11 protein-coding genes are annotated in these 23,352 nt (G+C 59.4%); 7 read left to right on the forward strand and 4 right to left on the reverse strand.

What is annotated here, in order from left to right:
- Nucleotides 1-8: 8 nt before the first annotated feature.
- Nucleotides 9-3,227 (forward strand): DISARM system SNF2-like helicase DrmD, encoded by a 3,219-nt coding sequence (drmD, locus tag AB4Z52_RS12655; RefSeq protein ID WP_442218265.1) that lies wholly within the window; start codon nucleotides 9-11, stop codon nucleotides 3,225-3,227.
- The gene (locus AB4Z52_RS12660) at nucleotides 3,224-7,273 is read left to right on the forward strand and encodes an Eco57I restriction-modification methylase domain-containing protein (protein ID WP_442218266.1); all 4,050 of its coding nucleotides are present in this window, start codon (nucleotides 3,224-3,226) and stop codon (nucleotides 7,271-7,273) included. The genes drmD and AB4Z52_RS12660 overlap by 4 nt, the downstream gene beginning before the upstream one ends.
- A gap of 12 nt (nucleotides 7,274-7,285) precedes the next feature.
- Here AB4Z52_RS12660 and AB4Z52_RS12665 read toward each other — a convergent pair whose 3' ends face one another.
- The gene (locus AB4Z52_RS12665; protein ID WP_442218267.1) at nucleotides 7,286-7,504 is read right to left on the reverse strand and encodes a hypothetical protein; all 219 of its coding nucleotides are present in this window, start codon (nucleotides 7,502-7,504) and stop codon (nucleotides 7,286-7,288) included.
- 119 nt (nucleotides 7,505-7,623) lie between these two features.
- Between AB4Z52_RS12665 and AB4Z52_RS12670 the strand changes: the two genes are divergently transcribed.
- From AB4Z52_RS12670 to AB4Z52_RS12690, 5 genes are all read left to right on the forward strand, one after another.
- The gene (locus tag AB4Z52_RS12670) at nucleotides 7,624-8,730 is read left to right on the forward strand and encodes an XRE family transcriptional regulator (RefSeq protein WP_442218268.1); all 1,107 of its coding nucleotides are present in this window, start codon (nucleotides 7,624-7,626) and stop codon (nucleotides 8,728-8,730) included.
- A 6-nt stretch (nucleotides 8,731-8,736) separates the two neighbouring features.
- The gene (locus AB4Z52_RS12675; protein WP_442218269.1) at nucleotides 8,737-9,252 is read left to right on the forward strand and encodes a hypothetical protein; all 516 of its coding nucleotides are present in this window, start codon (nucleotides 8,737-8,739) and stop codon (nucleotides 9,250-9,252) included.
- Nucleotides 9,249-12,794 carry a DISARM system helicase DrmA gene (gene drmA, locus AB4Z52_RS12680; protein ID WP_442218270.1) on the forward strand — a complete coding sequence of 1,182 codons (3,546 nt, stop codon included), beginning with the start codon at nucleotides 9,249-9,251 and terminating at the stop codon, nucleotides 12,792-12,794. The genes AB4Z52_RS12675 and drmA overlap by 4 nt, the downstream gene beginning before the upstream one ends.
- Complete coding sequence (drmB, locus tag AB4Z52_RS12685; RefSeq protein WP_442218271.1) at nucleotides 12,791-14,656, forward strand: DrmB family protein; 1,866 nt, start codon at nucleotides 12,791-12,793, stop codon at nucleotides 14,654-14,656. Before drmA ends, drmB begins: the two co-directional genes overlap by 4 nt.
- A gap of 663 nt (nucleotides 14,657-15,319) precedes the next feature.
- A complete protein-coding gene (locus AB4Z52_RS12690; RefSeq protein ID WP_442218272.1) occupies nucleotides 15,320-15,814 on the forward strand; it encodes a hypothetical protein in 495 nt (164 codons plus the stop codon).
- Here AB4Z52_RS12690 and AB4Z52_RS12695 read toward each other — a convergent pair.
- The 3 genes from AB4Z52_RS12695 to AB4Z52_RS12705 all read right to left on the reverse strand — a co-directional run bounded on the left by AB4Z52_RS12695 (nucleotide 15,807) and on the right by AB4Z52_RS12705 (nucleotide 23,271).
- Nucleotides 15,807-17,270, reverse strand: coding sequence for a hypothetical protein (locus tag AB4Z52_RS12695; RefSeq protein WP_442218273.1), 1,464 nt, complete (start codon nucleotides 17,268-17,270; stop codon nucleotides 15,807-15,809). The genes AB4Z52_RS12690 and AB4Z52_RS12695 overlap by 8 nt on opposite strands.
- Entirely contained in the window at nucleotides 17,257-22,269 is a 5,013-nt protein-coding gene (locus AB4Z52_RS12700; RefSeq protein ID WP_442218274.1) for an AAA domain-containing protein, read from the reverse strand. Before AB4Z52_RS12700 ends, AB4Z52_RS12695 begins: the two co-directional genes overlap by 14 nt.
- Nucleotides 22,270-22,929: 660 nt before the next feature.
- Nucleotides 22,930-23,271 carry a hypothetical protein gene (locus tag AB4Z52_RS12705; RefSeq protein ID WP_442218275.1) on the reverse strand — a complete coding sequence of 114 codons (342 nt, stop codon included), beginning with the start codon at nucleotides 23,269-23,271 and terminating at the stop codon, nucleotides 22,930-22,932.
- Nucleotides 23,272-23,352 lie beyond the last annotated feature (81 nt).

Raw genomic sequence — 23,352 nt, forward strand, 5'->3', positions numbered from 1 at the left:
AGCGGGCCATGGGGGAAATTATCAAACAAGGAAGCTTTGTTGAACTCCGCGGGCGACCGTGGCTGGTCGAAGGAATCCAAGGCGAAGCAAACGACCTTCAGACGCTCAATCTCTCCTGCATCTCCGACGACGCGCAAGGTGAGAGGCTCGAAATCCTTTGGGACGCCGAAATCGGCGCCGTTGTGCTCGATGAGGATGGATGGCAAAATATCGGCGCGGGGCTGCCCGACAGGGCCGAAGTGCTGGCGGCACACCTTCGCGCGATAAGATGGCGATCTGCGACAGCCGCTGATCGGGATCTGTTGCAAGCACCATTTCGGGCGGGCATCCGACTTGATGCCTATCAACTCCTGCCCCTTCGCAAGGCGCTGCGGCTTCCGCGCGTCAACCTCTTGATCGCTGACGACGTCGGTCTAGGCAAGACGGTTGAAGCAGGTCTCGTCGCGCGCGAGCTACTGCTGCGCCGTCGGATAGATTTCATCATCATTGCGGCTCCGCCTTCGATGACCATCCAATGGAAGGATGAGCTCGAGGCAAAGTTCGGGCTTTCGTTCGAAATCATCGACCGTGAGCGCATCGGCGAAATGCGCCGGCTTCGCGGGTTCTCTATGAACCCCTGGGCGACCGGCTCGCGATTCATCGTCTCGCATCGGTTGCTCACCGATGAAGTTTATGCCGCCGGTTTACGCGATGTGCTCGGCGAATTTCGCGCCCGCGCGCTGTTCATTCTGGACGAGGCGCACCATGCCGCCCCGGCGGCCGGCATCCGGTACGCTATCTCCAGTCAGCTCACGAAGGCGGTTCGCGAACTCGGAGATCGGTTTGAGCATCGTCTCTTCCTGACAGCGACGCCCCACAACGGACATTCCAATAGCTTCTCGGCGTTGCTCGAGATGCTCGATCCCCAGCGATTCACGCGAGGTGTCGAAGTTCGACCCAAGGACCTCGAACCGGTCATGGTTCGCCGGCTGAAGGCCGATCTTCGGCGTCTTGGCGAGGCGTTCCCCGAGCGGATTATCGAGGCGGTTCGGATCGCGGGTCTGCCGGAGGATACGCCAGAGCTTGAACTCGCCCGCCGGCTCGCAGCTTACGGCGAACAACGCATGACACGAATCGCCAATCTTCCGACTCAGAGGGCGTCAATGGCGAAACTCGCCTTTGTCGGCCTGCAGCAGCGCCTCCTGTCCTCCGTTGCTGCGTTCGCACGAACCTTGAAGGTTCACAAAGCGACGTTGCAACGCATGCTGGATGGCGAGGAGGCCGCCTTGGTAGCGGCTGCCGCGCTGGCGTTTGTCGAAGGTCCGACCAGCGAAGACAGCGCCGAGCTTGGCCTGGAGGATGATCGAGCTGAGAAAACCATCGATGCGGATGACGACGCAACTGCGGAGGCAGCATCAGCCCTCGGTGCCGCCGGCGCGGCGACAAGCGACCTGCGCACCGAATTAGCCGCGGTCGACGATATGCTGGCTATCGCGGAGCGATACGCGTCACGGCCAGATGAGAGAGTGCTTTGGCTGAACGACTGGATCAAAGCTAATCTCCTTTCCGGTCACAACTGGACCCGTCGACGTCTCATCATTTTCACCGAGTACGAGGACACACGCCGTTGGCTGGAACGGCGTCTCCGAGAGATGGTGTCGGACACAGATCGCGCTGATGACCGTATCGGCGTGTTCACAGGCGCTACGGGATCGGATCGAAGGGAGGAGGTCAAACGGGCCTTCAACGCTGACCCCGATGTGGAACCGCTGCGGATTCTCATCTGCACCGATGCGGCCAGGGAGGGCATCAACCTCCAGACCTACTGCTCGGACCTCATCCATTTCGATCTGCCGTGGAACCCCTCCCGGCTTGAGCAACGCAACGGCCGAATCGATCGCAAGCTTCAGCCGGCAAAGCAGGTCATTTGCCGATATTTTCGCTATGAGCAGCGTGAAGCCGACATCGTGTTGGAAGCGCTGGTCCGGAAAACGGAGACCATCCGCGAACAGCTCGGCTCGGTCGGTCAGGTGATCGAGGACCGCATCGCAAAACGTTTGGCCGAAGGGGGCATCTTGCGCGGTCAGGGGGCGGCGATCGCTCGTGCCATTGCGGAGGAGAGCGATGCAGAACGGTTGAATCGCGCGCGCGCCGAAATGGACGACGACGAACGCGCCCGTCACGAACGGTTACTGAGAGAGCAGGCCGATCTTCAGCGCGCACTTGAACGGTCTCGGGAGCGGGTCGGCGTAGACCCGGAAGACCTGCATCGCGTGGCCGCAGCCGCGCTATCGCGCGCAGGCTATGTGCTCGACGACGCACGTGGCGCAGCGGTCGGCAGCGTCGCAACTTACCGGCTCGATCCCAATGACCCAGCGTTCACCAAAGATGCAGGCTGGGAGGACGCTTTCGACGATTTGCGGGTTCGGCCGCGCAAGCGCGGTGAGCGTCTCGGAGATTGGCGGCGCGATGCGCCCATTCGGTCAATCGCATTCAGTCCACCCGTCTTAAGTGACGGCCGCGACGCCTCGGACGTCGTCCAGGTACATCTCGAGCACCGACTTGTCCGCCGCCTCCTCTCCCGCTTCCTCAGTCAGGGGTTCCAATCCAAGTTATCGCGCGTCTCCGTCATCTATGGACCAGGCGCGCAGCCACGCGTCGTGCTGATGGGACGGCTCGCGGTCTTTGGCGCCGGAGCTGCCCGGCTACACGAAGAGGTCATCCCCATCACGGCGATTTGGACTGAGTCAGAACGCGACCGCAAGCCGCTCCGACCTTTGGGCGAGAGCGGCGAGGAGAAAACCCTCAATCAGCTTGAAGCGGCGCTGCGCGATGCGCGCGAAGCGCCAGGTGCGGCCGTCGCTCGTATCCAAGGTCTCGTCGCCAAGGATATCGCGGACCTCGTCCCGGCGTTGGAAAAGATCGCGGCCGAGCGACTGACGGCGGTTACGGCGCAACTCCAAAAGCGCGGAGAGGAGGAAGCGCGTTCGCTGTCCGACTTGCTGGAACAGCAGCGATCACGCATCGCAAAGGCCGCAAAGGAATTCGACCCCAATCAGCTCACCCTCGATCTGGTCCCCGAGGAACGGCGCGAGCGAGAGGCCGACCGGCGACATTGGGAAGGACGCCTGACTCGCCTTGAGCGAGAATTGCGTAATGAACCGAGGCGTCTTCGCGAGTCTTATGAAGTGCGCGCCCATCGGCTCGAGCCCGTCGGCCTTGTCTATCTCTGGCCGGTGTCGGGATGAGCACGATGGCCGCGGAAATCTATAGGGACCCAGACCTCGAATGGCTCGACCATGTGCCGCCGGTTGGCCTTGTGGTCGCCGCGACTCTCCTCAAGGAACTTGGGCTCTCGCCGCTCAGGCAAACACCAATCGACACCGGCCAAGTCGGCGAGTTTATTGGATCAGAGCCGTCAAAACCCAGTCTCTCCGATCCATGGACCTTCGCGGAACAGGTGCTTGGCTGGGAAGCGCGCCATGTCGCCGGCGCGCCTGGCGGCCCAGATATTCCCGACGAACTGCTGGTCGCGCTGCCGGAACACGGCACCACGCTTCGACCGACGTGGGCAGTGGCCGAACTTGGGGAGGAAGGTCGTCTCTGGCAGCTTCTGGTCCGCATCGAGGCACCTGGCGTCGATCCAGATGCCCGAAACGCGCTCGATGGCTGGGAGGCGACGCCGCATCAGCGGTTCGAGCGGCTGTTGCGCGATACCGGGGTCTTTGCTGGTCTGCTGATTTCAGAGCGGGACGAGCGCAAAGATGGCGAGGTTCGGTACTATCCCGAGTTCCGTCTGATCTATGCCCCTCGCGGTGAGACTTCAGGCCATCAGAGCTTTCCAATCCGGCCGATGACAATGGTTGCCGGCCGGCCGATGCTCGGCGGCCTGAAGCTCCTCCTTGATCGGTTCCGGCTGTTTTCAGATTCCGACGATAGGCGCCTACCGGCGCTTTTAAAACGGAGCCGCGATGCCCAAGCATTGGTTTCGACCGCCTTAGCGGAGCAGGTCCTTGGCGCGCTTCACGAGCTTTTGCGCGGCTTGGACAACGCAGAGCCGGCGCTCGTCCGCGACCTCACGGTCAGCCGTCCTGATCATCTCTACGAGGGGTTGCTTACCGTCCTCATGCGCCTGGTGTTCGTGCTCTACGCCGAGGACCGGGACCTTCTGCCGTCACGATCCGACGCGCGGGCGCGCGAGATCTACGAAACCAGCTATTCGGTTCGTGGGCTCTACGCGAAGCTTACGGAAGACGCGACGCTCAATCCCGACACGATGGACGAGCGTCGGGGCGGCTGGGGTGGCCTGCTGGCGCTGTTTCGCCTGATCCACAAAGGTCACAAGACCGGCTTTGTGCAGGCGCGTGGCGGCAAACTGTTCGACCCAGACGAGTTCCCATTCCTTGAGGGGCGCGCGTCGAAGGATGAGCCGGCCCGGATATTGACTGTGTCAGATGGATGTCTCCTGCGCATCCTTGAGGGACTCATGACCCTGAAGTTGCGCGGAGCGGAGCGCGAACGCCTGTCCTACCGAACCCTCGATGTCGAACAGATTGGTTCGGTCTACGAAACCGTGATGGGTTTCACGGTCGAAGCAGCCAAGTCTCGGGTTCTCGCTATCAAGGCGGGCAAGAACAACAGGACTCCGGTTTTTGTCGCGCTCGATGAGCTTCTTGCAAGAAAGGGCAAGGAGCGGATCAAAGACCTGAAGGAAAATGTTGGACGCGCCCTGACTGCTGCTCAAGGCGGCCCGGTTGAGCAAGCGAAGAGCGTGGAAGATCTTGTGGCCGCGCTCGACGGGATGGTCGATGAGCGCGGCTCTCCCAAGAAAAGGATTGCGGCATCGGGCACGCCGATCCTGCAACCGACCGGAGAGCGGCGACGGACGGGTAGCCACTATACGCCGCGGTCACTGACAGCCCCGATCGTCAAGTATGCATTGGAGGCGGCTTTCGCTCGGCTGGGTTCGAACGCAACGCCGGAGCAGGTGCTAGATTTGACGGTGTGCGACCCAGCCATGGGATCGGGTGCTTTCTTGGTCGAGGCGTGCCGTGCCTTGGGCGAGCGTTTGGTCGCGGCCTGGGCGTGCTGGCCGGAAACACGGCCCACCATCCCGGCCGACGAGGATGAGGAGCTTCATGCCCGCCGCCTTGTCGCACAGCGCTGCTTGTACGGCGTCGACAAGAATCCACGCGCTGTCGATCTGGCCCGACTATCGCTTTGGCTTGCCACGCTGGCACGCGACCATGAGTTCACCTTCCTCGATCATGCGCTGAAATGCGGCGACAGCCTCGTCGGACTGACTAAGGATCAGATTTCGGCAACCCATTGGGACACAACGAAGCCGCCCACTTTTGTCGGCAAGTTGGTCAGCGACCATTTGCGAGAAGCCGAGAAAGGCCGAGTGCGCATTCGCGAGCAAGCCGAATGGGCAAGCGAGGCTGAACTGCGCCCGCAATTCAAAGCCGTTGAAACTCAGCTAGAGGTTGCTAGGTTGATTGGCGACGGCATCGTGGCCGCCTTCTTTTCGGCCGACAAGCCGAAAAAGCGGATCGAACAACTGGTCGCCTTTCAGAAGCTAGTGCAAAGCAACCTGGGTTCGCGAGGCTGGGAGGAGAAGGCAGCTTGGTTTTCCAAGGACCTTCTCTTTGGCATATACCCGATTCCGCCCTTTCACTGGCAAATTGAGTTCCCGGAAGTTTTTTCTCGCCGCAATCCAGGCTTCGACGCCATCATCGGCAATCCGCCATTTGCCGGCAAGAACACGATCGTTGGCGGTAGCCCCAAGAGCTATCTTCCGTGGCTGCAGACGCTGCACGAAGGTGCCCATGGCAATTCCGACCTGGTTGCGCATTTTTTCCGACGCGCTTTCGGCTTATTGCGAGAGGGAGGTGAATTCGGTCTGATTGCAACAAATACTATCGGTCAGGGCGACACGCGAGCCTCTGGCCTAACAATGATTGTCGCCGACGGCGGTGCCATCGTGCGCGCGCGGCGTCGATTGAAGTGGCCGGGCGAGGCATCGGTAGTGGTGTCCGTCGTTCACATCGTGAAAGGCGAAGCAAGCTCGCCCGTGCTCGACAATCGGCAAGTTCGCCGTATTTCAGCCTACTTAGTTGAGGGTGACCTCGATACATCGCCGTCGCCCCTTGTCGCCAATTCCGGCAAAGCATTCCAGGGATCCATTGTTCTTGGCGCGGGTTTTATATTCGACGATTTGGCCGCTGCAAAAGGCGAGGCTGAGAGCTTAGCAACTTTGCATAGCCTTATGGCAAAGGATCCACGCAATTCAGAGCGCATCTTCCCTTACATCGGCGGCGAAGAGGTCAACACCGATCCACGCCATGCACACCATCGCTACGTGATCGATTTTGCCGATCTTCCGCTACGGCGCGACGGGGAAATGAAGCCTTGGATGGCGATGACACCGCGCGAGCGGGATGACGCGTTACGCGATGGCATTGTGCCTCTCGATTACTCGGAGCCTGCGGCCTCGGATTGGCCCGATCTCTTGGAGATTGTTGATCGATTGGTCAAGCCGGAGAGGGCCAAGAACGCTGATCGAACTCGTCGTGAAATCTGGTGGAAGCACACAAGACGCGTTCCCGCCCTTAAGAAAGCAATGGCTAAGCTAGATCGGATTCTCGTGAATGCGAGCAAGGCAGCCCCTCAATACGTAATTGGGATTCTCCCAAAAGGTCTTGTCTATTCTCAGAATCTTAATGTCTTCGCTCTTGAGAGCTTCGCGTCATTTACCGCTATGCAATCGAGATCTCATGAGATTTGGGCCCGATTCGTGGGGACTACTATGAAAGATGACCTAACGTATACAATCGAAGATTGCTTTCGCACCTATCCATTTCCTGAAGGTTTCGAGATGGACCTCGACCTCGAAGCCGCAGGTTGCGCCTATCATACCTTCCGAGCTCAGATGATGACCGAACGCGACGAGGGTCTAACCAAAATCTACAACCGCTTTCACGCGCGCAATGAGAATGCACCCGATATCGCCCGGCTCCGCGCGCTACATGCCGAGATGGATGTCGCAGTGCTGCACGCCTATGGTTGGGACGATCTAGCTGATCAGGCGGTGCCCGAATTCATCGAGCAGGACGCAGATGAGGGAAAGACCCCGAAGACCCGTCTCGACTGGCCGACGGAGTTCAAGGACGAGGTATTGGCCCGCCTTCTTGCCCTCAACGCCGACCGCGCGCGAGCGGAACGCGCTGCTGGGCTAACCATCATGGCGGATGAAGAGGATGAAGATCTCGACGATGAGGGGGCGGCAGCGTAAAGCTCCTTACGCCTACTCCCCCTTGTTCTTGACAAGCTCGCTGAGCGATTTCGCCCCCGTGCGCTCGAGCAGCGTGTCCAAATGCATGTCGCCGCGGACGCCTGGCGCGAAGCTGTCTCCGTAGGTTTCGCGAAGTGTATCAACGCGGGTATTTCCGTTCTTATGGCGGATTTCGCCATCCTTGTCCCGGGACCGGCCATCGAGGCCGGGATGCTGCGGCTTGCGGGTCATCTTAATATCCTTTGCGCCCGATTTTCTTCTGCGTCGCCGGGCAAATGGCGCTTCGCAAAAAGCAATATAATCTTGCAATTATCGATTTGCAAGATTATAGAGTGCCGATGGAGACTGTCATGGTGCAAAATTTTATAGGAGCGCGGATTAAAGCGTTGCGCGAAGAGCGAAGGCTCTCGCAGGACGACCTCGCGCGTCTCTTCGGCTTCAAGGACCGCCAGACCGTCTCGGCGATCGAGACCGGCGAGCGACGTGTAACCGCTGAGGAGCTGGTCATCGCCGTCGAGAAACTCGGCGCCAATTTGGACTACTTCACCGATCCGTTCCTGCTCGTTGGTGAGGGCCGGTTTTCCTGGCGTCAGACAGACGTTGGGCCGCAGCGCCTGAATGCGTACGAACGGAACGCCGGGCGATGGATTGCTGCATTTCGCGCGATTGCACCTCAGGTCGGCCGCTCCGCACCCCTGCTACGCCGGTCCTTGGGGATCACGCGGCACCAACGCTTCGAAGACGCCATGGAGGCAGGCGATCGTTTCGTCGCGGAATTCGGGCTTGGTGATGTGCCGGCGGTTCGCCTTGTCGAAGTCATGGAGCGCGAACTGGGCATCCTCGTGCTCATGGTGGATGCATTCCAAGGCATTTCCGGCGCGGCGTGCCGGCTGCCAGAACTGGATATCGTGCTGATCAATCGTCACGAGATTGTTGGCCGCCGCCATTTCGACCTGGCTCACGAGCTCTTCCACATCCTCACCTGGGACGCGATGCCACCCGAGCATTCCGAGGAGGCGCGGGAGACCGGTGGCAGTCGAGTGGAGCAGCTCGCCAACAATTTCGCGTCAGCCGTTCTGATGCCGACCCCCGTGCTCGACAGGTTTGGCGACTGGTCCGAGATCGCCACAGGCGAACTTGCGGGCCGATTAAATGCCGTGGCGGATGAGCTTCAGGTTACAGCCTCGGCATTGAAATGGCGCCTTGTCGCCCTCGATCGGTTGAAGCCTGCTATGGCGCGCGCAATCCCAGACGTAGCCTTGCGGAACAATGGTCGGGACGGTGTTCAAGCTGTATTGCCCCCACCGTTCTCCAAGCCGTTCATGGAAGTGATTGCCCTAGCCGTTGACGAAGGCCACGTCTCGGCACGGCGAGCGGGCGCGTTGCTGGACCTGACGGTTGATGATCTTGCTGACCTCTTCGCGACCCATGGGGTTCAATCCCCGGTCGATTTGTGAGGTCGCATGGCTCGCCACCACGGTCCCGTTCTCCTCGATACCAACGCCATCCTGGAGTGCTTCCGGGTTGGGTCGTGGCGCGCACTTTCGAGCGGCTACGGCGTCGAGACTGTCGAGGATTGCGTGACTGAGACACAGACGGGATTTCAGAGGCGTCGGGCGGAATTGCAGATCGATGCCGCACACCTTGTGGCCACTCTCCAGGCAGTCCATCCGGTGACGGACGCGGAACGTGCCGTCGTGGCGGTGCGAGCCCCCGACATTGCGCTTGATGTCGGTGAGCGATCTTTGTGGGCTCATGCGCTGACAAGAAATGATGCCTGGGTTTTGTGCGGGCCGGACAAGGCCAGTTTGCGCTTCGGCGTCCGGCTTGGGCTCAAAGATCGGCTGATCGCTCTGGAAACGCTTCTTGGCGATGCCGGGCATCGGCCGAAAGAGGCTTTGAAATTGGCCTATACGACCAAGTGGCTCGAAAAGGTCCTTGGAGAACTGTTTATTTCAGAGGGGCTTGGGCGGTCATGACGAACTCGGTCGAAGTACGCGCCCATATCGTGGACGTCTTTCGTCGTGACTTAATCGGCCCGGGTCCACAGGACGCCGACCTGGCCAGCGAGCGCCTGAACGAGAGCCCGGCGCGGTGGTATTTGGCGGGATTTCTCGCGCCCGCGGAAGATGCGCTGGCCCTCGACGGGGATGACGACGAGACCGATCCGTCCGCTCAGGAAGAGATGGAAATCGATGTCGAGGAACCGGACGCCGATGGCGCTGGGGGAGCCGCGACGGATAACGAGGAGCCTGAGGCGCCGAATGCTCGTCGGCGCTTTCTGCCGTCCTCCGTCGGATTGACCGTCCTGCTCGATCCGGATGTCACTTCGATCGAAGCGCGCGTTTCCTGGGGTGATTATCGAACAGAACCACCATTGCCTGAGGCCATCCTGCTACCGGAGCCTTTGCCCGAGGAGCTTGGGGAAGATGGCAAGCCCAAGCGCACCGAGCGGCCCATGGTTGATTGGATTCGGAGCCCGAAAGACCGAATCGTCGTTCTGCCCATCAAAGACGGCCGCGGCGGCCCAATCATCGTGCCGGAGAGCGCGGCCGAACAGCGCCGCGGCGGCGGCCTAGTGTTGGAAACCCATTCGCGCCTGTTCAGCTACGCGACGCCGGACGGCAAAACTGAGCGCGTCCGCGCCCTCACTGTCTTCCTGGTCAATCGTCGGGCCACGGTTCATCGCTTCTATGCCGATGTCAGCTACGCCTTTCAGGCGCGGCTCGAACTTGCCAGCGAAACAGGGTTTCTTCCGCGTCGCGATCTGTCTGGTTATCGCGCCCAGGATTGGGACCTTCGGATCGCAGATCTGCACTATCGCGACATGCGTGAATGGGCTGTGGGCCGAAACGCGGCTGCCGGATGGGACACCTCCGAAGCCGGTACCGGCAGAGTAACGCGGGTATGGACCGATCCGCTGCCATCGGCGGAGGTCGAACGTGTTGCGCCGAACGAGGACGCTGCGTTCAAGACCCAGGTGACCTTCGGTATGGAGGCTCTCGCACACTTGGCGGCGGGGGATGGCTCTGGACTTCGCGCCGCCTTGACAGACCTGCCCGTCCTTTATGGAATTTGGATTGACGCCGAGCGTAACAAGCTCGTAGGTCTTCCCGCTCGCCGCCGCGAGACCGGTGAACGTCTTGTCACCGAGATGGAGACTGCGAAGAACCGGATCGCAAAGGGTATCGAGATCCTCGCAACCGACGCCAAGGCCCGCACGGCGTTCCGGTTCATGAATCTGTCCGTTTCCATGGCCGCGCGTCGTCGCGTTGCCGGTGCGACCGGCGATCCAGGTGCGCTCGATGAGCCGCAATGGCGGCCGTTTCAGCTCGCTTTCGTGCTGCTCAACATGGCCGGCCTGATCGACCGGACTCATGTTGATCGTGAGACGGCAGACCTGCTGTTTTTCCCGACAGGCGGCGGCAAGACTGAAGCCTATCTCGGCCTCGCGGCACTGGTGATTGCGCATCGGCGACTGGGTGGATCGGGTGTGCTCGGCGCTGGTGTCGCCGTCATCATGCGCTACACGCTGCGCCTTCTCACCCTCGACCAGCTCGCACGCGCCGCTGGTGTCGTATGCGCGCTGGAACTTATGCGTACCGACGCCAAGAACGTTGATGAGCGCGGCCGCCGAATGCTTGGCGACTGGCCGATCGAGATCGGCTTGTGGGTCGGCTCCGACGCGTCGCCGAACAAGCTCGGCGGCAAAGGAAAGTCCGATGAGGCAACCGCGGTCGGTCGAATTCGGCGTTATCGCAACGGGCGCGACAAGCGGGCGCCGGCGCCACTGAAAGCTTGCCCGTGGTGCGGAACGGAGTTCACGCCGTCATCCTTTTCTTGCACGCCGAACGAGCATGCGCCGACCAATCTGGAAATTCGCTGCGCTAGCACTGCCTGCGAGTTCAGCAGGAACCGACCTCTGCCGGTCCTTACTGTCGATGAGCCCATCTACCGGCGCTTGCCGGCGTTTCTGATCGCCACGGTAGACAAGTTCGCCGCGCTGCCGTGGGTTGGCGAGACTGGCGCTTTCTTCGGTCACGTTGACCGTTTCGAAGATGGCGTCGGCTTTTACGGCGCGGCTGAGCCAGGCGAAGGCCGACCGTTGGGCAACGGCTGGTCGCTCGATCCGCCCGACCTGGTCATCCAGGACGAATTGCACCTTATCGCCGGGCCACTTGGAACGGTCGCCGGGCTGTACGAAGCCGCTATTGACCAACTCGCCTCGCGCGGCGCCGGTGAAAACCGTGTGCGCCCAAAGATCGTGGCCTCGACCGCCACTGTCAGGCGTGCCGCCGATCAAATCGCCGCCCTGTTTGATCGCGACACCACGAGCATTTTTCCGCCGCCGGGAATCGATCGTGTCGACAGCTTCTTCGCGCGCACGGTGCCGTCAACGACCAATCCTGCCCGGCTCTATCTGGGCATTGCGGCGCAGGGTCGCGGCCCAAAGCTCGTCTTCCTGCGTTCGCTGACCACGCTCGTTGCCGCCGCGCAGGCGGCTTACGATGCGAATATCCCTGCTGACGCCAAGGCCCGAAATCCTGCCGATCCGTACATGACGGCGCTTTGCTATTTCAATGCATTGCGAGAATTGGGGGGGGCACGCCGGATTGTAGAGGATGAGGTGCGCGATCGTGCCGCGCGCTACGGCACCCAACGGCGTCGGGTGGACCCTGCCGACATCCCATTTGCGGACCGCGCGATCAAGGAGCCGATGGAGCTCACCTCGCGTGTCTCGACGGATGAGGTCGCGAAAGCGAAGCAGCGTCTGGAAGCGATCTTTGGTCGGGATGCCGAAAACGTCGATGTAGCTCTGGCAACCAACATGATCTCGGTTGGTCTCGACATCACGCGCTTGGGGCTCATGGTCGTGCAGGGGCAGCCAAAGACCGCCGCCGAATATATTCAGGCGACCAGCCGCGTCGGACGCGACCATTCCAGGCCTGGCCTCGTGCTGGCGGTTCTGAACCTGCATAAGCCGCGTGACCGGATGCACTTTGAGCAATTCGGCCAATTCCACCGTACCTTCTATCGCGCCGTTGAAGCGACGAGCGTCACGCCTTGGGCGGCCCGAGCGTTGGATCGCGCTTTGGCTGCGGTCGTTGTCGCCGCCGCACGGCATGTGGATGGCGCGCTCACCCCGGATGTCGCGGTCAATGAGCTGAAGAACAATGCCGGGATAAGGAATTTGGTGCGTGACTCGATCGTCGATCGGGCGCCCGATCGAATGATAGCGGGCGGCCGCGCGGCTCTCGCAGCGCTGATTGATGACATCTTGGATGCCTGGATCGAAACCGCCGATGAACAGGCGGCCGGTGGAAACGCCTTTGCGTACGCTAAGAAGAAGAGCCCGCATCGACTACTGCACATGCCGCTCGAACCCGAGATCGGCAATTTGACAGAACCCCATCGCCGCTTTGTGGCGGGCCGTTCCATGCGCGACGTGGAACCCAACGTCACCCTGAAGGTCAGGGATCCTCACGGAAACATGATAGCGAACGCGGATGATCTCGCATGACCAAGAATGCTCAGCGACTAAGCCAGTTGATTTCGACCTTCGGTCCAGGCGCGATGATCGATCTGCCAACTCGATCGGTCGTGGTCGGCGGCCTCGAACAATGGGACATGAGGGGCAACGCATTCACAACGCTTCCAGAACCACGCCTAACAATGCGCCTGGAGCAAATTCTCAAGGAACAAGGGCGCCTGGATCCAGCAGTAACCCTTTCGTTGCGTACTCCTCCCACATCGGTGGATGCGCGTGATGGAGTACCCCGCGGTGTCGCTGTCCCGATCTTCCCGACATGGTTCATTTGCGAGCAGGTCGAGACAACGACGGCGGGGACCAAAACGGCACGCCGGCGCCGGTTGGTGCGTTGGCAGGATCTCGACACTAAGGGACGGCGAAAGTTTCAATACGATGACGGGCGCAAGAGCGACGTCACGCCGATCCGCTTTGTTTGCGCGTGCGATAAGGGCCATCTTCAAGACATTGAGTGGCGATGGGTAGTCCACGGTTCGGGGCCGTGCCATGAGCCAATGTGGGTGGAGGAAAAAGGCACTAGCGCTGACCCCGCGGACACCAGCATCGTCTGCGGTTGCGGTCGCCGCCTCTCGCTTCAGGAGACCTTTCAGCCTGGTCGTTTGGGCAAGTGCCGCGGCGAGAGGCCTTGGCTGCTCGACCGAGACCCAAATGGTTGTGGCGACAACCTCAAACTGCTGACCCGCACCGCCACGAATACTTATTTCCCGCAGGTTCTTACGGTGATTTCGCTTCCAACCGAGGAGGACGAATTGAGCCAACTTGTTGATGAGCTGTCGGGGGATTTAGCAGGCGTTCAAACGGTCCAGGATGTCGCCCAAGCGAAGCGATTCAATCCGAAGGTATCGGCGGCGCTTGGACCTTATCCGGACGGCGACATTTTCGACAGACTTCAGCGCATTCGCGACGGCGCGAAATCGGATGCCACTCGTTCGCCAAAGCTGTCCGAGTTCGACACGTTCGCGAGCGGACGTTCGGAAATCGGAGTCAACCATCCAACCGCCAAGCTTTACGCTCAAACGCTCGCACGCGATGTCTGGGCAGATCCCAATGCGGAGATCGATCTGTCGGGGATCAAGAGCCTGGTCGCTGTGCATCGATTGCGGGAGGTGTCTTGCCTCTATGGGTTCACACGATTTGAAGCTGCGCCTACGGGCGCGGATGGCGATATTGAGGATGTTCAGTTGAGCGTCCGCGGCGCGCCGATTTCCCGCGACGCGGACTGGCTGCCGGCGATTGAGCAGTTTGGAGAAGGCATCTTCGTCCATTTTGACGCGACGGCGATCGGCGAATGGCTTCAAAAGGAGAGCACGGCTTCTCGCAATCGAAAGCTTCTGGCGGGATATGGACATTGGCAAAAGCGGTTCGCTGGGAAGGCGCCCGCTTACCCCGGAACCCCGTACGTCCTTCTTCACAGCATCTCACACGCACTGATGGCCGAAATTGCCTTGGATTGCGGCTATCCGGCGAGTTCGTTGAAGGAGCGAGTCTACGCGCTGTCCAGTACGCGAGGCGGCGGCGATATTGACCGCTGCGGCATCCTTATCTACACGGCAAGCGCCGGCGCGCAGGGCACGCTCGGTGGTCTTGTTGCAACCGCCCCCCGGTTTGCGCGAATCCTTCATAGCGCTTTAGATCGGCTCCGGATTTGTTCAAATGATCCAGTTTGCGCGGATCATGAGCCGGACGATAGGAGCGGCGATCGTGCAACTCATGGTGCTGCCTGCCATGGTTGCCTGCTCATCGCTGAAACAAGTTGTGAAATGAGAAATCTGTTTCTAGATCGCAATTTGCTAGTCCCGACCATGGCCGGTGATCTGTCCGGTTTCTTCGAATGATAGTAGACGTGTGAGCAGTCGCAGTCACAAAGATGCCGCCCGCCATACCGAGCGCCGCGACTCCTTTGGCAAATGTCCAAATAGATACCTCTGTATTGGGAGAAGTCGCAAAGGAAGCAATAGCCGTTAGCGGTTGATCGAGCTGGGAAGCAACAAACGGACGAACGCGACTAAGCATTCTGCTCGGAACCGTCAGGATAGAGTACGCGAGCCAAAAACTAACAAGTGAGACTCCTTGGCCTCAGAAGCTTCTCGCGATTTTGGTGGGGGCCGCAATACAGTGGCTCAATGACGCCGGAAATTATTTCCGGCTTCCCCTCCCTCACCTTGCAAGGTACCCTTGGGATCGTCGATACCCATATCGCTGGATGTTCAGTCGCCCGCCTTGTAGAAGCCGACGATGCCCTAAGCGGCGTGCGTGCCCCTCATCTGACTGACGACCTTCAATAAGAAGGAGATGCGAAGATTCCAGCTTGCAGCGAGCGCAACGGAAAGTATTAGGCGCAACGATGCCATGCTTGCATCGTTGGATAGAGCTGTCTGCCCACGTCAGCCCCTCGCGGGTGTGCTGGCTTCATCCTTTCGACGGACCGCTCGATACATACGCGTTTTGAAGCAAACGTCCTGACAAAACTCATAGGGTCAACGTCAGCAAGCACCACGATGACCAAGACGGCAACAACCAGAGCAAAGCGCAATCGCCACAAACGAAAGCCACTGGAGAAACCGGTATACTACACGGTCGTGGAAAGCTGGGAGTGGAGTTACTCGTTTGGCGTCAACCACATGACAGATAACAGCGATGTCTACAGCGACTATCGTCATCTGCACTTGATCGGAAAGCTACTGCGCCCGTCTCAAACGAAGGCGGACGCGGTGCGGCTGATATTCCTCCCAGATAACGCCTATAATCGGGATCAGTGGCACCGCCATCACCGACCACACATCGGCACGCTCAACCTGCATCGGGGTCAGCTCGACGGATTGTTCTCGCTTCCGGGCGACGTACTGCCCTCGCTCCTGACGATGCTGACCGGCGACAGGATCAGATTCGCCGTGCTGCGCGGCGCGAAGCTGCGCTACGGCCATGCAGAGGTGCACGATTTCCGCCTGGAAATGGACCTCGACGAGGACGACCTCCCGCCGGAGACTACCTAAAGACTCCCGATGTCGCATTGGATGCCGCCCCATTGTTCTGGTACCGTTCTAAACGCTCCATCACGTACTGATACCCTCGATCCACTACTACCGGGTCGAATGAAGCCAACCCAAGCGGGACCGGATTGCCGGTTGGCGATCCCAGTGGGGCATGAACCAGCGCCGCCACCAACACTCCCGGTATCAAGAGGATTTCCAACGCCTTGGGGAAATACTCAACGTGGCTCGATAGGATCTCATCGAACGCATTCTGCGTGTAAGGCGCCGGCTTTCCCGCATACAGGCATGTCGTTTTCATCTCTGACCGCTCCAGAATAGGAAATGCCCCCGCGACTTTCTCCTGTATCAAGGTAAGCATATCGCGCTGCTGCGTTGTTGCGCCCCACCTGCGCGTTTGCGGCGCGACGGCGAAAACATCGACTGGCGTCTCGGTCGCGATGCGCAACCCATAGCCCAGGACTGCCTGAAGACGTTCAATATTTTCGGGCAATAGCAGAGAGCCGACGATCGGTATGGTCTTTCTGTCGGTCCGCGGTTCGCCGGTCCGGCTTACGGATTCTCTCCAGTACCGCCCCTCGGAAAGGCCGCTGCGCGTTGTGAAGTCCTTGAGGAATTCGGGGGCAAATTCAATAAGTGCCTGGTATGCGGACGCCGCATCCAATTGATTTACCGACGTCTGCTGATCTTTCACGAAGAGCGCGACCGCGCGCTCGATTTCCGGTCGATCGGCGATTTCATGATCCGGCCGCCAGAGGGAGAGATCGATTTCCGCAGCACTGGGATTCGATGCCTGCGCATATGTCAGAACGCGAATGGGTATCTGAAAGCGTTCACCCGGCACAACCACAGGGTCGATGGAATATATGTCACGCTTTTCGAGCTTTCCCCGATCTGCCTGATTCGCGAGTTCGCGGAAAAACTGCCTGAACCTTCCCGGCAGGCGCTCGGCAACCCGCCCGGTTCCGGCCGGATCTTCCGACGCCAGTTCCGGCAAGAACCTCTCCAGCGGTTCGAGCCAACGCCGACCCTGAGGCGCAATCGCCATCAAATCGAAGCCAAAAGAGCGGCGCCGCGATTCCACCGTATAAATCGTGGGCTCTTTTTCGCCTTCCCGGAACAGACTGTCACCCGAGGTCGTCAACCAGAGCCGACCGGCCTTGCGCTCAAGGTAGCCCGGACCAAACGCTTCTTCCAGGACGTAAGTCATTTCGGACGGGCTATAGCCGAAGAATGACGCCGCGTCGGCATCGCTGATTCCCGGCGCTGATTTCACCAGCCGCAATAGAAACTCAAGGGTCGGGCTGACCTGCCCTAGAGAAGCGACCTTGTATTTCACTTCATAGGTGCGGCATGGCAGGAGCACGTCGAATATTTCAAGCCCGACGCGGCGATCTTCTTCCGGCGGGACGAGCTCGTCGCCCTTCAGCCGAAGCAGCGGACGTCTAAGCGTTCCCATTTGCGCCCTCCTTTTTAGCCGCAGCCGGGGCATGGCTACGGGACTCCTGATGATTTACAGGCGCGCCGGTCAAATCCTCGATCGAAGTCGCCAGAGCAGAGCCGTCTTCCACCCGGCGCATGAACCCCGCAGAAAGGCGGCCCATCGGGTTGGCGCTTTGCCAGCGATGGCGCGCGCCGACGATGATCAGCCGATCCATCGCGCGGCTGGCAGCAACGTTGATGCGGTTCGGCGTCGTGAGGAAGCCTTCCCTGATCGTCTTCACCCCGGCTTCAGTCGGGCCGAGGGCGTTGTTGCGTACCAGCGAAAGGATGACGATCGGATTTTCCTTGCCTTGATAACTATCGACTGTCCCTATTTTCACATGCCGCTCCAGCAGCGACGCCAACGATGACTGGCGCAGTTTTCGTTCGATGAGATTGCGCTGCGCTGCGTACATGCAGATAACGCCGATGCCCACCGGATGCTTCTGCTGGGTGAGGAGCCACTCGCGGAAATTATCTTCAGAATGCCAGCGCTCTAGTAGATGGATGATCGCTTCCGCCTCTGTGGGATTTGTCTTGCTGCTCGCCTCTTTCCGTTCGTAAGCAGCAGAGCCAAGATTGTCCGTCTCGATCCAGGCCAAGGGCCTGGTCAGGTCCTGCGGCAAACAAAGGGGATCGACTTCAGGCTGGGAGCGGCCGGCAAGAAGGCTCAAGTCGGGGTAGAACACTTCGGAAACGAGCTGCCCGATGGGTGGCAGCATGCGGTATTGCGTTTTCAGCCTTGCGCCTGCCGTACGGCCATAACCCGTCGAGAACACGCGCTCGAAATCACTGCGCTTTATTTCCTTTTTGGAGATGGCGGTGCGCTCGGAAACCATGTTGACGACCTCGGGTTCATGGTGCGGCTGGAGCTGCGCCTGATCGCCGACAAGAACGGCCCAGCGCGCGGCCTGCAACGGCACTAGCAGCTCTCCCGATGTGCAGCGGGCCGCTTCGTCGATAATCACGAGGTCAAAGGCTGTCGCGGTGAGACCAAGTGAGGATCTTCCAAGGCCGACGCATGTCCCCACGACGATCTGCCGTGTTCCTGCAAGAAAGGTGTCGAAGCTGCGCTCGGCGCGCGAGACGCTTCCTACAAAATCGCGCCCCAGTCCGGCGATTGATCTGAGGCGATCGATCTTGTCGGCGCCTACGGCGTTTTGCCGGCCCGCACGGCGGGAAATCGCCCCCGCTACATCCTCCAGGAAGTAGATCCAGTCTTCCTCGAAGAGGCTTTCAGGCAACTGAACATCAAGGTCGAGCGATGACAGATGCTGCCGCAGGGTTTCTGTCAAACCGTTTAGCCGCTGTGCCTGAGGCTCCGGGGCGCGGCAGACTTCGGCAATCCTCTCGATCACAGGGCGTATGGTTGTTTCCAGCATGACCACGGAAGAGATGACCTCGGGTAGAATCCCCAGGGTTTTACCGGCGACGGCCATGCGCTCGCCGAAGGTGGCGCTGAAGCGATCCTTGTAGGACTGCTCGACCCGCGAAGTATGGTAGGGACGCAGCGGTGCCGAAACCTGCCCGTCGTCCATGCCCACGCGCAATAGGCTGGGCAGCTCCCCGGTCTTGCGAAACAGAGCAAGTACGGCTTCTGCGGCCGTATTGACCGCCTCGTGCGATTGGCTTGCCAGGAGCACGTTTCGGACGAGTCCTGTCATGATGGCGTAATGAGCGAGGGCAGCGATAAACTTGGTTTTTCCAGTGCCAGGGGGGCCTTGCAAGAGACCCACCGGGCGGGCGCTTATGATCTGGCGAAAAGCGTCCTTCTGATCCTCGTTCAACCCATATAATGCCAGCATCTCGTCGGGAGCTTGCTGGTTGCCAACTACGGGGGCGGAATTCGAACGCGGATCGAATACGGATAATAAGTCGGCGGCCCGTCCGTTCCCCAGCAAAATGCGATCCACCGCGTCGGTACGGCGCTTAAGGCTGGTTCCTTCAAAATGGCTGAGAAACCGCAGGCGCTGGCCAGCTTCGACCAGGCACGATCCAAACGCGTTTCCGCCCTGGGCATCGATGATGGCCAGGTCAGGGCGCGACCTGTTCAAATCGAGATCGCCGATGCGACGCCAGTTTCCCCGCTGGTCTAGCTTCTGCACGCCGACGGTATCATTGCGCGAAAATCCGAAATCACCGCTTTCGAGCTCCAGTACAACCTTGTGACGCCCGATACTGCGATCATAGAAGCTGTCGAGCTGCGCGACGCCGTCGGTAGTAAGTTCATTCTCTACATCGATGAGGGCACGCCAAAGGGCCGGTACGTCGACGTCAGTTGACGCCGGTATAGTGGCGGCTGCAATTTCCTCAGCGAGCGCATCTTCGGCCTCGTCTTCTTGAGGGATCAGTTCCTCACTTTCCTGCGCCTCGGGAATCGCTGGTAAAACCGGGCCTGAAATTTCTTTTTCGATACGAGCTTTCACTATGGGATCGGCGAGCAGCGGGGCGAGAGCCGACAGGTCGGTGACGTCTGATCGGGTGACAGCTAGCGCCGCGCTTATTTTGTGGAATTCTTGTTTTGCCACGCGCGATAGCAGCCACTGCTCCAGCCTGCGCCGCAAAGCGCTGGTCGCCTGCCCTTGGCTGTCAAGACGGACTTCGATTTCTTCAAAGGCACCGCGAATGACGAGGCAGAGGTGGCCATAACGGGGATGACGGCGGACGCGAAGGAATAGGTCGCCCTCATCGGGATCGATCGCGCCAGTCTGCTGCCCCGCAAGTGAGATTGAAATCGCCTGATCGCCGGGAATTGTCTCCGGTTCGTTTGCGGCGGCAAGACGCTCTAGCGTTCGCGCCAATGAATCCTGCAGAGGCAGAAGGGTGGCAAGCACAGGTTGCTTTTCCCGACAATCGCGGATCGCCGACGCGATGTCCGCCGCGATGGCGGGTTCCAGGTTCACAACAGTGAATATTTCCTCGACGATCTTCGTAAGGGCGAAGCGGTCGCGCTCCAGGCGAGTTCCTGCTTCCGGAGCATATTCTGACGTCGTAAGCTCACCGTCGATACTGGGAGAAAAGTCGAGCGCATCTATCAAAACCGGCTCACCATCCGAATTGATGATGATATTCGACGGCTTGAGATCACCGTGGCCGAAACCATGATCGTGGAGGGTTTCGACTACCGACAGCAGGCGGTTCGCAATCGCCAGCGCACTGTCAGGTGCCCGGATCATGTCGGCGGGTTGCAGTAGCAGCTCATCCAGCGGCGTACCTTCTATCCAGTCCTGAACGATGACGAAACTGTCTCCCAGCCAGCAAACATCTCGTACAAGTGCTATGCCGGGGAGCCGATCCGCTTTCACGTCGGCGGCCTTGCGCAAGAAGGTCAGGACCGTGCCACCTTCTTTCTGAAGGTCGCCCCAAGAGGCCTGTTTCCATTGCTTCACCACAACAGGGAGTCCATTGTCGCGACTGCGCCAAGCATCGAGACGATCGCTTTCGATGATCATCTCGCCTTCCGCCGGGAAAGCCAGGAACAACTGCCGTTGGGAGCGAATCGTGGTTCGAAACGAGTCGAGACCGGCTATCACCTCACTAGGCGTCGGGCGTGACGCGGTCGCTTTGTTGAAAGCTTCGAGAGCGATCGCTGCGTCTGCAAAACGCTGCTCGGGGCTGACTTCCAGAGCCTCCGAGAACCAATCATGCAACAGCGCGTAATCGTTGCTACGATCGACCGCGGGTTTCCATTCGGCTGGCTCCCCAGCAGGAATCTCGCCAAACAGCAAATTGTGAAGTGCAACGCCCAGCAGAAATACATCGCGCCTTTTCGGGCCCATGTCGACGCCGAGAACATCTTCAGGAACGGCCACGCTCGAAAGGAACTGATAACGGGATGGTCCTAGCGATTTTCCTTCGGGGAACCGTGCTGCCAGCAGGTGGGATAATCTGACCGATGTCGGCAATTCCAGCCAGATACTGTGACCCCCAAGATCAAGATGCGAGGCGTTCTGCCTATGCATAGCGGCGACGGCTGACACGACCTGGCGCGCCAGTTCTATTTTCTCACCCGGCAGCAACGTCGTCGCGTCACTGATCGAAAACTCGTTCAGGCGCCGCATGCGGCGGCGGCGATCATAGATTTCCCAGTAATTAACGCCACGTTCGGGATCGTCCAAGCGCGGCGTGAGCAGCGTTCTCTCCAGATCCTGGTCGCGATCACGCAGCCAGTGATAAACCTGCTGCTCCCTCCCCGCTATTTGCAGTCGGCCTTCTTCCGTCTGAAAGCGGCCGTCGGTGCATTTGGTGAAATCCCAGAGCCGCAGAATTCCCTGATTGTTTTTATTCCCATCTTCTGCTGCTTCATATTCACGGTAAACATCGCTGGGGTGCGCGTAGCTGGCATTGTCTTCCGCCAGGTATCGTTGAAAGCGGCGGCGTCCCGGCTTGAATGGCGAGTTTGGTCCGACATTGAAGAACCGGCTAAGTTTGTCCTTCCAGAAATTGTCGGTGAGGGGTCTTCGTATAAAAGTTGTGAACGGTTCTCCGAACGCTTCGTTCTGTTTTCGTGAATTAGTCGCCAGCTTTACGAACTCGTCGACCGACAGAACCTTTGCCTTTTCAAGCCCGTCAAGATGGGTGTTTGTCGCGGATCCTGTAAGCACAACGAGACCGACGATCTGGGGGATTGGTTCTCTTTGCGTTTCCTGTCTGCTTTTAAGAACGTTGCCGAGGAGCGGCAGCACCTCACGCGAGACGTCGCCGATCTTTTGGACCGGGGATGGCCCGTGGTCCTTGCCGTTCTGATACCAGCGCCCGTCCTTGTTTTCGATCCGCCCGTCCCAATCTTTGATGTCAACAAAGAAGATGCGATGATCCGCTACAATGATGAGGTCGATTTCACGGGATTTTCCGAGCGCCAACGTTAGATCAAGGTTCGTGAAGGCATACCAACCTTGCGGAAAATCCTTTTTGAGCCGCTCTAAACCTTTCACTTCTCTCTTATGTACGCCACGGCCGCAATTGGTAATCTGCATGAAGTTTCGCCCCCTGAATCCGATTAACATAGACAAGTACGCTTTGAGACTGAAATAATTTTTGACGCGCCTGGTCAATCGATCGCCCGCTCGGGGCTCAGCCGGTCCTTTCTTCATGCGCACACGAGCCGCCTGCGACCGATCCAGGCGCCATTGCGTTATGGCACCTATGGGTTGATGCGTCCGCTATTGCATCGACCTAAACTGTTTAACGAACGGTTTCGCATTTTGGCAGCTGCGGAATCATCGCCGCCATTGCTTGCTCTTGTCAGGCAACATTTTTAAGCTCTCGTTTTCATGGCGTTAGCCACCTGACCGATCGGGCAGCAGCCATTCCGAAATACTATCTCAACAAGACCGACTCGTAGCGGATCGAGGCGGTCAATTTCGTTGAATCGGTGACGAGGGGCAATATACCGAGGTCGACTTGTCGCCTAACTGGGAGGATGTTGCGTCGATGTGTGAAAAAATACTATGATGTGTGAAAAAATACTATGGGAACGCATGTCTATGTGGCGACTCCGGCAGGACATTTGAAAATCCGATTCAGAATCAAACGGCGTTTTGCGCAGTAATGGGGGGAATATCCCCCCATCTGGAAACGCGGTTTGCAATACGGGCCTCTCCCTCAGAACAAGGGAAAGCTGGTCAGGCGCGACGTCATCGCTCATCTTGGGAAAGGAGGTCTGGAGAAAAGAGCAGGTGCACTTTTCTGCGAAAGCCAAAATTCGTATCGGCGTACTTATCGACGAGATCATCGAAGACCTCGTACGAGGCCCTCTCGTCATATCCTTGGGCGACCAGCCGGCGCACAAGCACGTCCTCGATTACGTCTAGTTGGTCTTCATTGCTCGTCGCCACCGAGCGGGTGATCATCCAATGAAGCGTGATGCGGGCGACGTCATCGCGTCCCGGTCTCCGCTCCGCCCGCTGCTGATCCCTTAGTTGCCGCTGCCGCTCTCGCTGCTTGCGATTGCGCTCGCTGTCCGATTGTCTTGCCATCACATTCCTCCTTTTTCGGTTGTGGTTCCACTATGGTCAGAGGACCGGCGGACCGGCGCAAGGCGTTTTCGGGTGAATCGG

Source organism: Rhizobium sp. 2YAF20, from assembly GCF_052114685.1.
Lineage (GTDB): Bacteria > Pseudomonadota > Alphaproteobacteria > Rhizobiales > Rhizobiaceae > Rhizobium.

Excerpts from the sequence above, each read along its gene's own strand:
- AB4Z52_RS12670 (WP_442218268.1), top strand. The coding sequence starts at position 7,624 with ATGGTGCAAAATTTTATAGGAGCGCGGATTAAAGCGTTGCGCGAAGAG.
- AB4Z52_RS12695 (WP_442218273.1), bottom strand. The coding sequence starts at position 17,270 with ATGGGAACGCTTAGACGTCCGCTGCTTCGGCTGAAGGGCGACGAGCTC.
- AB4Z52_RS12665 (WP_442218267.1), bottom strand. The coding sequence starts at position 7,504 with ATGACCCGCAAGCCGCAGCATCCCGGCCTCGATGGCCGGTCCCGGGAC.
- drmB (WP_442218271.1), top strand. The coding sequence starts at position 12,791 with ATGACCAAGAATGCTCAGCGACTAAGCCAGTTGATTTCGACCTTCGGT.
- AB4Z52_RS12660 (WP_442218266.1), top strand. The coding sequence starts at position 3,224 with ATGAGCACGATGGCCGCGGAAATCTATAGGGACCCAGACCTCGAATGG.
- AB4Z52_RS12705 (WP_442218275.1), bottom strand. The coding sequence starts at position 23,271 with ATGGCAAGACAATCGGACAGCGAGCGCAATCGCAAGCAGCGAGAGCGG.
- AB4Z52_RS12675 (WP_442218269.1), top strand. The coding sequence starts at position 8,737 with ATGGCTCGCCACCACGGTCCCGTTCTCCTCGATACCAACGCCATCCTG.
- AB4Z52_RS12690 (WP_442218272.1), top strand. The coding sequence starts at position 15,320 with ATGACCAAGACGGCAACAACCAGAGCAAAGCGCAATCGCCACAAACGA.
- AB4Z52_RS12700 (WP_442218274.1), bottom strand. The coding sequence starts at position 22,269 with ATGCAGATTACCAATTGCGGCCGTGGCGTACATAAGAGAGAAGTGAAA.
- drmD (WP_442218265.1), top strand. The coding sequence starts at position 9 with ATGGGGGAAATTATCAAACAAGGAAGCTTTGTTGAACTCCGCGGGCGA.
- drmA (WP_442218270.1), top strand. The coding sequence starts at position 9,249 with ATGACGAACTCGGTCGAAGTACGCGCCCATATCGTGGACGTCTTTCGT.